This is a genomic window from Roseovarius sp., from assembly GCF_030373445.1.
Lineage (GTDB): Bacteria > Pseudomonadota > Alphaproteobacteria > Rhodobacterales > Rhodobacteraceae > Roseovarius.
This window is the reverse complement of sequence record NZ_JAUCYU010000008.1, coordinates 72832-85436: the sequence shown is the minus strand read 5'-3', so window position 1 is coordinate 85436 and position 12605 is coordinate 72832. Positions and strand designations below refer to the sequence as shown.

10 protein-coding genes are annotated in these 12605 nt (G+C 67.9%); 2 read left to right on the top strand and 8 right to left on the bottom strand.

Features of this window, described 5'->3' with window-relative positions; genetic code table 11:
* Positions 1–114: 114 nt before the first annotated feature.
* Complete coding sequence (locus QUV18_RS15110; protein WP_300894840.1) at positions 115–702, top strand: lytic transglycosylase; 588 nt, start codon at positions 115–117, stop codon at positions 700–702.
* Between the two features lie 121 nt (positions 703–823).
* Here the strand turns inward: QUV18_RS15110 and QUV18_RS15105 are convergent, their stop codons facing one another.
* The 6 genes from QUV18_RS15105 to QUV18_RS15080 all read right to left on the bottom strand — a co-directional run bounded on the left by QUV18_RS15105 (position 824) and on the right by QUV18_RS15080 (position 9394).
* Positions 824–1429: an outer membrane lipoprotein carrier protein LolA gene (locus QUV18_RS15105; RefSeq protein ID WP_300894839.1), complete on the bottom strand. Its 606-nt coding sequence runs from the start codon at positions 1427–1429 to the stop codon at positions 824–826.
* 150 nt (positions 1430–1579) lie between these two features.
* Positions 1580–1849 (bottom strand): hypothetical protein, encoded by a 270-nt coding sequence (locus QUV18_RS15100; RefSeq protein ID WP_300894838.1) that lies wholly within the window; start codon positions 1847–1849, stop codon positions 1580–1582.
* A 313-nt stretch (positions 1850–2162) separates the two neighbouring features.
* Entirely contained in the window at positions 2163–5186 is a 3024-nt protein-coding gene (locus QUV18_RS15095) for a DNA translocase FtsK (RefSeq protein ID WP_300894837.1), read from the bottom strand.
* An 18-nt stretch (positions 5187–5204) separates the two neighbouring features.
* A complete protein-coding gene (locus QUV18_RS15090; protein WP_300894836.1) occupies positions 5205–6383 on the bottom strand; it encodes an aminotransferase class I/II-fold pyridoxal phosphate-dependent enzyme in 1179 nt (392 codons plus the stop codon).
* Between the two features lie 122 nt (positions 6384–6505).
* Positions 6506–8011 (bottom strand): aromatic amino acid lyase, encoded by a 1506-nt coding sequence (locus QUV18_RS15085; protein WP_300894835.1) that lies wholly within the window; start codon positions 8009–8011, stop codon positions 6506–6508.
* A gap of 54 nt (positions 8012–8065) precedes the next feature.
* The gene (locus QUV18_RS15080; protein WP_300894834.1) at positions 8066–9394 is read right to left on the bottom strand and encodes an amidase family protein; all 1329 of its coding nucleotides are present in this window, start codon (positions 9392–9394) and stop codon (positions 8066–8068) included.
* Between the two features lie 95 nt (positions 9395–9489).
* Between QUV18_RS15080 and QUV18_RS15075 the strand changes: the two genes are divergently transcribed.
* Positions 9490–10704, top strand: coding sequence for an FAD-dependent monooxygenase (locus tag QUV18_RS15075; RefSeq protein ID WP_300894833.1), 1215 nt, complete (start codon positions 9490–9492; stop codon positions 10702–10704).
* Positions 10705–10785: 81 nt separating this feature from the next.
* On the opposite strand, the gene rsmD is transcribed toward QUV18_RS15075, so the two are convergent.
* Together rsmD and QUV18_RS15065 are read right to left on the bottom strand one after the other, a co-directional pair.
* Positions 10786–11346, bottom strand: a complete 561-nt coding sequence (rsmD, locus tag QUV18_RS15070) for a 16S rRNA (guanine(966)-N(2))-methyltransferase RsmD (protein WP_300894832.1) — start codon at positions 11344–11346, stop codon at positions 10786–10788.
* Positions 11343–12554, bottom strand: a complete 1212-nt coding sequence (locus QUV18_RS15065; protein ID WP_300894831.1) for an FAD/NAD(P)-binding oxidoreductase — start codon at positions 12552–12554, stop codon at positions 11343–11345. Before QUV18_RS15065 ends, rsmD begins: the two co-directional genes overlap by 4 nt.
* Between the last annotated feature and the right edge of the window lie 51 nt (positions 12555–12605).

Sequence of the window (12605 nt, the reverse complement as noted above, 5' to 3'; positions counted from 1 at the left end):
GAGAAACAGTGTGTGAACCCGCCCATGACAGTATCCGGGCCCGGATTCGCCATTTCCCAAAGCCGCGGGATGCGCTAGAATGGCAAAAAAGACCATAAAAAAAGCGAGAGGCAGATGAGCAGACTCTTTCGCGCGGTCCTGTTGCTGTTGTTGGTGGCGTCGTGTGGCGGCCGCAGCAGCGGCCCCGCGCCCGACAATCTCGACGACGCCTGCGTGATCCTTCGCGAGCGTCCGCAATACGCCCGAGCCTTCCGTGCCGCCGAGCGGCAATGGGGGGTTCCCGTCCACGTGCAGATGGCCACGATCTACCAGGAGAGCAAGTTCGACGGGGAGGCGCGCACGCCCTTCCGCTGGACGCTCGGGGTGATCCCGATGGGCCGGATCAGCTCGGCCTATGGATACAGCCAGGCCCTGGACGGCACGTGGGAGGAATATCTCGAGGAGCGCGGGCGGTACAACGCGCGCCGCAACGATATTCACGACGCCGCCGATTTCATGGGGTGGTACATGTCGAAGACCACCGAGCACCTCGGGATTTCCCAGCATGACACTCGCAACCAGTACCTTGCCTATCACGAGGGGCGGGGCGGGTTCAGAAGTGGCAGCTACAACAAGAAGGCTTGGCTGTTGCGGGTGGCCGACAAGACGGCGGCGCGGGCCAATACCTACCAGGCGCAGCTGGCGCGCTGCGGGCGGTACTGAAGGAAGAGCCGCTGCCCGGGGCCGGGCGGCGGCTCTTACCTGTGCGCTGACGTATCTGGTGCCCGGGCCGGGCTTGATTGCACGCCCCGCCCGGACCCCGGGCGCCGCCCGGCTTGCAGCTCTAGCGGTCGATCGTCTCGACGCCCACGCCCGGAATGACGAAGCGGTCATCGCTGATCGAGACGCCGGTTTTCAGGTCACCCAGCACCACGGTCGTTCGGGTGCCGGTGTCGTCGGTGACGACCCACTGGCGCAGTTCGACCGGGTTGTCGGTGAACACCAGCTCGATGCTGCCGTAATCGGGGTTTTCCGGGTCCTGCGCGCGTACCGTTGTCGTCTTGCCGTCGCTGTCATGGCCCGTGACCATCCGCTCGCGGGTGAAATCCACGTTGTTGGCCAGCACGATCTTGAGGGGCGTGCGATGCAGCGGATAGGCCTCGGGCCCGGTGTTCGACTTGGGGTCGATCACGCCGACGCGGGTGCCGTCGGCGAGAACCAGGGTTTCCTCGGGCGGATCGTATTCGAAGCGCACCCGGCCAGGACGCTTGATGTAGATCTGGCCGGTCGAGATCGTCTGATCCTCGTTGATCTGGGTGAACTTTCCCTGGGCCGCCTGAAAGCTGTTCAGGTAGCTGGAAATCTCGCCCAGCGAGAGCTTCTCGGCCGCCGCGGGCAGGGCCGCGAGAGAGAGGGCGGCCGAGGCTAGGAGGGTGCGTATCATGGTCATGAAGTGTATTTAGGCGCTGGTGCGGAGAATTGCACCATGGCGATCACCGAAATGTGTGGGCGTGGTGGAATGGCGCCGACATCTTGCGGCAAAGGAAACGGGCCCCGGCGGGGCCCGCTCCGCTTTCACGGTCAGGTTGCGGGGGTGCCGTCAGCGGCTGGAGTTGGCCCGCCCGGTGCTTGATGCCGAGGAGGTGGCCGGGCTGCCATCGTTCAGAACCATGCCCAGACCGGCGGCGAGTGCGACCGGAGACGCGACCGCGCCGGCGGTCATGAGGCCCTGGTTGGCGGCGGCCGGCGCGCTCTGTGAAGACACGAACGGGTTGTTGGTCGCGTTGCTGCCCGCCTGTTGCGCGGTGGCGGGGGCTGCGAGCGCGACGGTCATCGCGGTACATGCGAGTGCTGTGGTGATTTTCTTCATGGCTTGCTCCGTGAGTGTTTGCCAGAGTGTGAGCCTGGCGTGAGTGGCTAGTGATACAAGGCATACGTGTGTGCCCTGGTGGTCACAAAGGAAGCGAAGAGCATGGGGAAGGACCGGCAATGCGGCGCACAAAACGCGTGATCGGGTAAGCGCGAGGCCGCTTGCATTGAGGCAGGGGTGTGTCAGGGCCCGCGCGGTGTGCTGAAAGACCGTGCAACCGGCATGACCTTGCCGACTTTATGTACCCGGGGCGGCGAGGCCCCGGGTCAGGCCCGGGAGGGGAGGGGCCCCGGCACGAGGGCCGGGGCGGGGATTATTGCTCGGGGACGAGGATTTCGCGCTTGCCGACGTGGTTGGCCGGGCTGACGACGCCTTCGTCTTCCATCTGTTCCACGAGGCGCGCGGCCTTGTTGTAGCCGATGGCCAGCTTGCGCTGGATGTAGGAGGTCGAGCATTTGCGGTCGGTGATGGCGATCTGCACGGCCTGGTCGTAGAGCGCGTCCTCGCCATCGGTGTTGCCGCCGGTGTTGAGGCCGAGCACCGCGTCGATGTCGCTGGCCTTCTCGTCCTCGGGGCCTTCCTGGACGCCGCCCACATAGTCGGGTGGGCCGTAGGCCTTGAGGTGGCTGACCACTTCCTCGACTTCCTCGTCCGAGACGAAGGGACCGTGGCAGCGGGTGATCTTGCCGCCGCCGGCCATGTAGAGCATGTCGCCCATGCCTAGGAGCTGTTCGGCGCCCATTTCGCCGAGGATGGTGCGGCTGTCGACCTTGGAGGTCACCTGGAAGGAGATCCTTGTGGGGAAGTTGGCCTTGATCGTGCCGGTGATGACGTCGACCGAGGGGCGCTGGGTGGCCATGATGAGGTGGATGCCGGAGGCGCGGGCCATCTGGGCGAGACGCTGGATGCAGGCCTCGATTTCCTTGCCGGCGACCATCATCAGGTCGGCCATCTCGTCGACGATGACGACGATGAAGGGCATCTTCTCGGGCGCGAATTCGTCGGTCTCGAAGACGGGTTCGCCGGTGTCGTCGTCGAAGCCCGTCTGGACGGTGCGCGAGAACATCTCGCCGCGCGAGAGCGCGTCTTCGACGCGGCTGTTGTAGCCGTCGATGTTGCGCACGCCCATCTTGGACATCTTGCGGTAGCGTTCCTCCATCTCGGCCACGACCCATTTCAGGGCGACCACGGCCTTCTTCGGGTCGGTCACCACGGGCGAGAGCAGGTGCGGGATGCCGTCATAGACGGAGAGTTCCAGCATTTTGGGGTCGATCATGATCAGGCGGCATTCCTCGGGCGTGAGCTTGTAGAGGAGGCTGAGGATCATGGTGTTGATGGCCACGGACTTGCCCGAGCCGGTGGTGCCGGCGATGAGCAGGTGGGGCATCTTGGCGAGGCTGGAGATCACCGGGTCGCCGCCGATATCCTTGCCGAGCGCGAGCGGCAGGCGCATGTTGCTGTCGCCGAAATCGCGGGAGGCGAGGAGTTCGCGCAGGACCACCATCTCGCGGTGGTCGTTGGGCAGTTCGATGCCGATCACGCTGCGGCCCGGCACGGTGGAGACGCGGGCCGAGAGGGCCGACATGGAGCGGGCAATGTCGTCGGCGAGGCCGATGACGCGGGAGGCCTTGAGGCCCGGGGCCGGTTCCAGCTCGTACATGGTGACGACGGGGCCGGGGCGGACCGAGACGATCTCGCCCTTGACGCCGTAATCGTCGAGCACGTTTTCCAGCATCCGGGCGTTTTCCTCGAGCGCCTCGTCGCTGAGGTGGAGGCGTTCGATCTTCGAGGGGTTGGTCAGCAGGCTGAGCGCGGGGAGTTCGAACTCGAACTGCGGCTTCTCCTCGAACTGCAGGGCGGGCTGGGCCTCGGCCTGGGCGCGGGCGGAGGGTTGCGGGGCCTTGCGCGGCGGGTGCTGCACGACCTTCTTCGGCTCGGCCGCTGGGACGCGGGGCCGGGCCTGCATGACCGGCTCGGCGGGCGTGTCGTTGCCATCGAGGTAGACGTTGTAGTCGTCATCATCCCAGGCGTCGTCATACGCGTTGCCGTCGGCGAAATCGTTGACCATCTGCGGCGCGGCGGCCGGTGCCGTTGTCGGGGCCGGGGCCGCGGGGGCGTGGGCCGCGGTGAGCGGCGGCTCGGGCGGCAGTTTCGCGGTGCGCGGCGCGAGCAGCAGCGGGTCGGGACCACGGCCGCGGCCCTTGGTCAGCGGCTTGTCGTGGGGGATTTCCTGGACCGCGATCTCGTCCTCGGCCGGGCGGCGGCGCGAGCGGACGGCATCGGCGATCTTGGCGCGGATGCGGTCGGGGCCGGGGGTGTCGGGCATTTCGCCATCGTAGGAGCGGTCGATCAGCTCGGGCTCGGGCTCCGGCTCGGGGCGGCGGATGAGCGAGGGCATCCGGGCCAGCAGGCCGCCGGATTTCTCGGGCTCGGCCTTGGCGGCCGGTTTCGGCGCCGGGGCCGGGGCGGCCACGGGTTGCGGTGCGGCGCGGCGAACGGCGGCGGGCGCGGCATGGAGGGCCGGCTCGGCGCGCAGCTTGCGGGCGGGCGCACCCGGCACGATGCGGGCGGCGCGTTCCTCTTCCTCGGCATAGGCGGCATCCTCGGCACGGCGTTCGGCGCGGCGCTGGAGGTGGCCCTGGACATTGGACTTGAGCCCCATCGAGGCATGTGCCGCCCCGGTGGCGCCGCGGCCGAGGGCCGAGCGCATGGCGACGTAGGTCATGATCACGCCGACCAGCAGGAAGCGGGCAGCGAGGAGGAGTTCGCGGCGCGAGGCGCCCAGCACGAAGAGCCCGACGGTGACGGCGAGGCCGGCCATGATCAGCGACAGGATCTTGAGGCTGAACCCCGCGCCGAAGGGAAGAAGGCCGAGGAAGGTGGCGAGAACCGTGTCGCCGAAGAGCCCGCCGAGGCCGAAGCTGTGGGTGGCGGACCAGCTTGTGCCCGGCGTCAGCGTGGCGGCGAAGAGCGACAGGAGCGCGAGCCAGATCGGCGCGAAGATCAGCCGGCCGACCGCGCGTTCCTCGCCCCGGTGGAGGGTGAAGCGCAGGCCCCAGGCGCAGATCATCACGGCGAAGCCCAGCGCGCCCCAGCCGATCACCATGAACACGGTGGCCGCGAGAGAGGCGCCGAGATGGCCCATCCAGTTCTTCACCGGCGCGTCGGTGGCCGACATCCAGCTCGGGTCGTCGGGGTGGTAGGACAGGATCATCGCCGTCGCCATCATGCCGATCGCCAGCAGCACGAGCCCGGCAAGTTCCTTGCCGCGCTTCTCGATCGCCTCGGCCATCGAACTGTCAAGCAACGGGTCCCGCCCGCGTGTCTGGTATGCCATGTTTCGCCTCGTCCTCGTTCATGTGTAGAGACAGTCGCGCAGCCGTGTGAGGCCCTCCGCCATCTCGTCTTTTGGGGCCACCATCGCGGCCCGGATGTAATTTTTGCCGGGGTTGCCGGTGTCTGTGTCGCGGCTGAGATAGGCGCCGGGGAGCACCCGGACGCCGGTCTTCTTCCAGAGCCGCAGCGCCGCTTCCTCTCCATCCGCCACGGGCAGCCAGAGGAAGAACCCGGCCTCGGGCGGGTTGTAGCCCGGCACGCGGTGCATGATCTCGTCGGCCAGCGCGTATTTCTCCTGGTAGAGGGCGCGGTTCTCGTCGACATGCACCTCGTCGGCCCAGAGCTTTTCGGCTGCCCGCTGCAGGGGCATGGGCAGGGGCGTGCCGGCATAGGCGCGGAGCTGTTTCAGGCGGCGGATCGATTCCGGCCCGCCCGCCACGAAGCCCGAGCGCAGGCCCGGCAGGTTCGAGCGTTTCGACAGGCTGTGGAAGATCAGCACGCGCTCGGGGTCGGCGCCCATTTCGCGGGCGACCTGGAGCGCGCCGACGGGCGGCTCATCCCGGTAGATCTCGGAATAGCATTCGTCGGCGAAGATCTTGAAATCGTAGAGCTCGGCGAGGCCGATCAGGTGGGCCCAGTCCTCGCGCGTGGCCACCGCGCCCTGCGGGTTGGAGGGCGAGCAGAGATAGGCCACGGTGACCTGGTTGAGGATGTCGCCCGGCACCTCGCTGAAATCGGGCAGGAAGCCGTTCTCCTTTGTTGCGGGCAGGAAGACCGGCTCGGCGCCGACGCTGAGCGCGGCGACCATGTAGACCTGGTAGAACGGGTTGGGGATGAGGACCATCGGCCACTTGCCGTTCTTCGCCTCGGGGCAGAGCGCCATCATGGCGTTGTAGAGCCCTTCGCGGGTGCCGTTGAGCGCCATCACCTGGGTGTCGGGCCTGAGCGTGACCTTGTAGCGGCGCTTGACCCACTCGCAGATCGACTGGCGCAGCTCGGGCGTGCCCTCGTTCACGGGGTAGTTGCCGAACTCGTGGGCGTGGTTCGAGATGACATCGGTGATCCAGGCCGGAAACGGGTGTTTCGGCTCGCCAATGGTCATATGCAACGTGTCGCCGCCGGGTTTGTGCGAATCCAGCAACGCCCGCAAACGCGGGAATGCATATTCCGGTAGGTTCGAAAACCGCTCGGGAAACATCTCGTCCTGCCTCAGATACCGGGATCGTTGGTGCCCCGTTTGCGTAAAATGTACCGGAGGACTTGCATCAGGTCCAGCGAAACCAATGCCTTGACAGAGGGTTGTGGCATTTTGGCAGTGGGTCAGGCCGGGGGTGGCAGGCGGCCCTCGCGGATGTGTTTCGCCAGCGATTCCATGTCGTTGGTGAGCGGGCGGTCGGTGTCGATCTGCGGCGAGAGGGCGCGTATGGCGCGGTAGAGGCCCGTCATGGGCGGGCCGAGGTCGGCGGTGATGCCGCGCAGGTCGGCCGCCTGGGCGCCGACCATCAGCTCGATCGCGGTCAGGCGGCGGCCGAGCTCGGTGATGCGGGTGAGGGTGCGGGCGGCGACCGGGGCGGAGGTGAGGCTGTCTTCGACGCCGTTGGCGTTGATCGAGGGCCAGACGGGCTGGGGCATGGCGGCCTGGGTGATTTCGGCGGCGAGGTCCTCGGCCAGCTTGAGCACCGGCGCGAAGGCGTTGGAGCCGCTGTCGGGCCGGGCGAGGAAGAGGGGGAGGCCGGTGAAATCGGGGTCCATCATGCGGGCGATGCGGGCCACCTGGCCCATGGCGAGGTGCTGCCAGGCGCGGGAGACGGATTCGAGGGCGAGGCCCAGTTCGGTGCTGTGATAGGCGCCGCAGGAAATGACCTCGCCGGTTTCGGCGATGGCGATGGGGTTGTCGGAGGCGCCGTTGAGTTCCGTCTCGACGATTGGGCGGGCGCTGGCGAGGGCGGCGGCGGTACCGCCGTGGATCTGGACGGTGTTGCGTATGGAGAGCGGGTCTTGCAGGCGGCGGGCGGCGCCGGGCTGCCAGAGCGCGGAGCCTTCGAGCAGGGTGCGGAGGCCCTCGGCGGCGATGGTCTGGCCGGGCAGGGGTTTGGCGGCCAGCGCCCGCGGGTCGAGCGGGGTGAGGTTGGCGCGGAAGCCTTCCATGGTCAGGCAGGCCGCCGCCTGTGCGGCCGCGAAGCCGGTGAGGGCGCTGTCGAGCGCCAGCGCGCCCTGGCCCGCGGTGAAGCCGGTGTGGTTGGCCAGCGCCAGCCCGTCGCGCGGGGCGAGTTGAAGCGGTTCGATGCCGGCGGCGCGGAGCATGTCGGCGGAGGGGCCTTTCTGCCCGTCGGCGTTGGTCATCTTTCCTTCGCCGATCAGTGCAAGCGCGACTGTGGCGTTGAGGACAAGGTCGCCGCCGCCGATCGAGCCGAGCCCGCCCGCGACGGGCACGAGGTTGGCGTCGAGGACGGCAGCGAGGTACTCCGCCACCTCCGGACGTGCGCCGCTGTACCCGGTGAGGAGCGTGTTGAGCCTTGCCAGCATCAGGGCGCGAACGGTGTCGCGCGGCATGGGCTCGCCCACGGCATGGGCGCGGCCGCGAACGGTTTGCAGGGAAAACCCGGCCAGCGTTTCGGCATCCAGCGCCTCGGTCGAGCGCGCGCCGAGGCCGGTGGTGACGCCGTAGACGGGGATGCGGTTCTCGATGGCGTGGTCGATCAACGCGCGGGTCTCGCGCATCTTTGCCAGCCCGCTCTCGGCCAGCGTCACGCCGCCGGTGCCACGCGCCGCCGCCGCCAGTGCCTCGACCGTCAGACCTGTTCCGTCCAGCAGCAGCTTTGCCATGTCCCGTCTTTCATCTTTCCAGAAATACTCAAATTCCGACGCAAGCCACGCGCGTCACGCCAGCGCCTTTTCGACCGCGCTGGCCACGCGCAGCAGGTGTTCCTCGCCGAAGGGTTTGCCGCAGAGCATCAGCCCGCAACTTGGCGTGCCGGTGGGCAGGCTCATGGACGACAGACCCATCAGGTTGGCGACGCGGGTGTTGCGCAGGGTGAGGATGTTCTCGGTGACGTAGAACTCGTCATCGGTCATCAGGCGTTCGGCATTTGGCGGCATGTTGGGGGCCGAGGGCAGGATCACCGCGTCGTAGCCCGCGACGCGCGCGTGCCAGTCGCGGCGGAGTTGTTCGAGGCGGCGCCACGCCGCCACGTAGGTTGGGGCGGAGATGTCACGGCCGCCGCGGAAGCGTTCGAGGATGGGTTTGAACATGCGGTCGGGCGCGGCCTCGATCGTGTCGTGCCAGATGCCGTAGGCCTCGGCGGTGAAGAGGATGCCGGACATGGGCATGGCTTCTTCGATCTCGGGCGAGTCGATGGGCTCGATGGTGGCGCCGGCGTCCTTGAGGCGTTCCACGGCGTCGGCATAGGCCTTGGCGGGGCCGTCGCGCACGTCATCCATCACCACCGTTTGCAGGGCGGCGAAGCGGGCGCCTTTCAACGATGCGCCTTTCAGGTCGGCGGGGTGCGTGCCTTCGAGGGCGGCGAGGACGAGGGCGCAATCCTCGACCGAGCGAGACAATGGCCCGACGGTGTCGAACTTCTCGCAAAGCGGCACGACGCCGGTGAGCGGGATGCGGCCGGAGGTGGTTTTCAGCCCCGTGAGGTCGTTCCAGGCCGAGGGGATTCGGACGGAGCCGCCGGTGTCGCTGCCGATGCCGCAGGCGGCGAGGCCTTGGGCGACGCTGGCCGCCGCGCCGGAGGAGGAGCCGCCGGGCACCGCCTCGGGGTCGTTGATGTTGGGGGGCGTGGCCGTCATCGGGTTGAGGCCGAGGCCGGAGAAGGCGAACTCGCTCATATGGGTCTTGCCGAGGCAGACCAGCCCGGCGCGCGTGGCGGTGGCCAGCACCGGCGCGTCATGCTCGGGCACGCGGTCTTCCAACAGGCGGGAGCCGGAGGAGGTGGCGAGGCCGGCCGTGTCGAAGAGGTCTTTCCAGCTGACCGGCACGCCGTCGAGGGGGCCGCGGCGGAGCTTTGCCTCGGCGCGGGCCTTGGCGGCCTTCGCCTCGGCGCGGGCGCGATCATGGGTGACGATGGTGTAGATCCGGTCGCGGGCGGGGTGGGCGTCGATGGCCGAGAGGTAGGTGTCGCAGAGGGTGACCGGGTCGATCTCGCCCTTCTCGATGCCGCGGCCGAGGTCGGCCGCCGTCATGTGTAGCCAGTCTTTCATCCCCGCTGCCCCTTCCTGCCGCTTGCCTTCGGAAAGCGACCGTAGCGGCAGTGCGGCGCATGGACAATCCCGCAGGGCTGTCCATATTGAGGGGCATGAGCGAGATGAGCGATATCCTGATTGTCGGCGGGGGGTTGAACGGCCCGGCGCTGGCGCTTGCGCTGGCCCAGGCGGGGCGCAGCGTGACCGTGATCGATGCGCTTCCCGAGACCGTGCGCAAGGATGCGGCGTTCGACGGGCGGGGCTATGCGCTGGCGCTGGCCTCGGTGCGGCTTCTGCGGCGGATCGGTGTGTGGGAGCGGGTCGAGGACCATGCCCAGCCGATGCTGGAGATCAAGGTGTCGGACGGGCGCGCGGGCGAGGGGCCGTCGCCGTTTTTCCTGCATTTCGACCACGCCGAGATCGAGGAAGGCCCGATGGGGCAGATGATCGAGGACCGGTATTTGCGGCGGGCCTTGCTGGAGACGATGGACGAGGCCGAGGGGATCACCCAGGTCACCGACAGCGTTTCGGCGCAGGAGGTTGACGCGCGCGGTGTGACGCTGACGCTGGCCTCGGGGAAGACCGTGTCGGGCCGGATGGTCGTGGGCTGTGACGGGCGTGCGTCGGGGACGGCGGTACGGGCCGGGATCCGGCGGACGGGCTGGGGCTATGGGCAGACGGCGCTGGTGGCGGCGGTGGCGCATGAGTTGCCGCATCACGGGATTGCGCACCAGTTTTTCATGCCGCCCGGGCCGCTGGCGATTTTGCCCCTGCCGGGGAATGTAAGTTCGATCGTCTGGAGCGAGAGTGAGGCGACGGCGGCGTCGTTTGCGGCGCTGAGCGACGACGATTTCATGGAGGTGCTGCGGCCGCGCTTCGGCGATTTCCTTGGGGAAATTAGCCTGAAGGGCAAGCGGTATACCTATCCGCTTGGCCTGACCATCGCCAACAGTTTCGTGGCCGAGCGGCTGGCGCTTGTCGGCGACGCAGCGCACGGGATGCACCCGATTGCCGGGCAGGGGCTGAATGCCGGGCTGCGCGATGTGGGGGCTTTGGCGCAGGTGGTGAGCGAGGCCGCGCGGCGGGGCGAGGATTTCGCGGCGCCGGATGTTCTGGAGCGCTACCAGCAGTGGCGGCGGTTCGATACGGCGACGCTGGCGGCGGTGACGGATGCGACGAACCGGCTGTTTTCGAATGACAATCCGGTGTTGCGGCTGGGTCGCGATATCGGGATGGGCGTGCTTGGCGCGATGCCGGGGCTGCGGCGCGGGTTCATTCGCGAGGCGGCGGGGCTGACCGGAGATCTGCCGGAGTTGATGAAGGGTTGAGTTATGGGGGCGCTGCCCCCAACGTTGAATTTCCCTTGGAAATTCAACGCCTCCCCCGGGATATTTTTGGCCAGAAGAAGCTCAGGGGTTGGCGCGTTCCAAGAGGCGGATGAAGGTGTCGCCGTAGCGGCGCTCGTCTAGGAGGGTGAGGCCGTCTGGCGGGGTGATGTCGGCGCTTTCTTCCCAGATGATCAGGGCGTCATGAGCGAGCCAGCCCTGTGTAATGGCGGCGGCGAGGGCCTGTTCGCCAAGGCCCTTGCCATAAGGCGGGTCGAGGAAGACGAGGGTGCAGGGCGCGGGGGCGGGGCCGGGTTTGCGGGCGTCGCGGGGGAGGATTTGCGTCAGGTCTTCGGCACCGCAGAGGCGGATGTTCTCGCGCAGGAGTTTCTGGGCCGCGCGGCCGCTTTCGACGAAGGTGACATGGGCCGCGCCGCGGGAGAGGGCCTCGAGCCCCAGGGCGCCGGTGCCGGCGAAGAGGTCGAGCACGCGGGCGTCGTCCAGCCGGTCGGCATGGGCGTTGGCGAGCACGTTGAAGAGGCTTTCGCGCACCCGGTCGGAGGTGGGGCGGAGATGCGCGGCCGCATCGCCCTTGCCCACCGACGCCAGCCGGCGGCCGCGGAAGGCGCCGCCGATGATCCTCATGCTTTCAGGAGCGCCTTGAGATCGGTGTCGACATTCTCGATGGCGTCGGGATCAGGCGATTTGCCGGCGTCGATCAGGCGTTTGCCGACCATGTAGGCGCGGGCGTCGTTCATGGCGTCGACGGCGAGCAGGTTGTCGCCCTTGTAGTACCAGAAGGACGCCGCGTTCTCATGCTCGCCCGGGCGGGCGATCACGCGGTCATAGCCGGTGTTCAGCCCGGCGATCTGCAGCTTGACGTCGTACTGGTCGGACCAGAACCACGGCTGGGGGACGTAAGACTTGTCGGCGCCCATGATGTTTTCGGCCACCAGTTCGGCCATGTCGATGGCGTTGGGCACGCTTTCCTGCCGGATGCGGGCGCCGTCATGGGGGAAGGAGGCGCAATCGCCCGCGGCCCAGATGGCGGCGTCGGAGGTGCGGCCGTGGTCGTCGGTCTTGATGCCATTCTCGACCTCGAGACCTGCGGCTTCGGCCAGGGCGGTGGCGGGCGTGATGCCGACGCCGACGATGACGAAATCGGTCTCGATCTCCGTGCCGTCGGAGAGGCGCGCGCCGGTGACGTGGCCGTCGCCGGTGAGGGTGTCGAGGCCGATGCCTTCGCGGATATCGACGCCGTGATCGGTGTGAAGCTTGCGGAAATAGTCGGAGGTTTCCTTGCAGGCGACGCGCTGGAGAATGCGGTCGGCCATTTCCACCAGCGTGACCTTGAGCCCCTTCGAGGCCGCGACCGCCGCTGCTTCGAGCCCGATATAGCCGCCGCCGACGATGAGCACGCGTTTGCCTTCGGTAAATTCGGGCGCCATCGTGTCGACATCGTTCAGGTCGCGCATCACGTAGACGCCGCGCAGTTCGCCGCCAATGCTGCCGGGGAGGCGGCGGGGGACGGAGCCGGTGGTGAGCACAAGATGCTCGTAGGGGATGGATTTGCCGCCGGCGATCACCAGCTTGCCCTGCCGGTCGATGGCGTCGACGCGGGTGTCGAGGTGCAGGTCGATCCCGTTCTCGCCATAGAAGCTTTCGGGGCGGAGGAAGAGGCGTTCGAGCTCCATCTCGCCGAGCAGGTATTTCTTGGAGAGCGGCGGGCGCTGGTAGGGGGGCGCGTGTTCCTCACCGATGAGGGCGACCTGGCCCTCGTAACCCAGCGCGCGCAGTTTGGTCACCAGCGAGGCGCCTGCCTGCCCCGCTCCGATCACGACTATGCCGGGCATGCCCGATCCTCCCGATTTATCATGGTCAGTCCGTCGACGTGACCCTATATC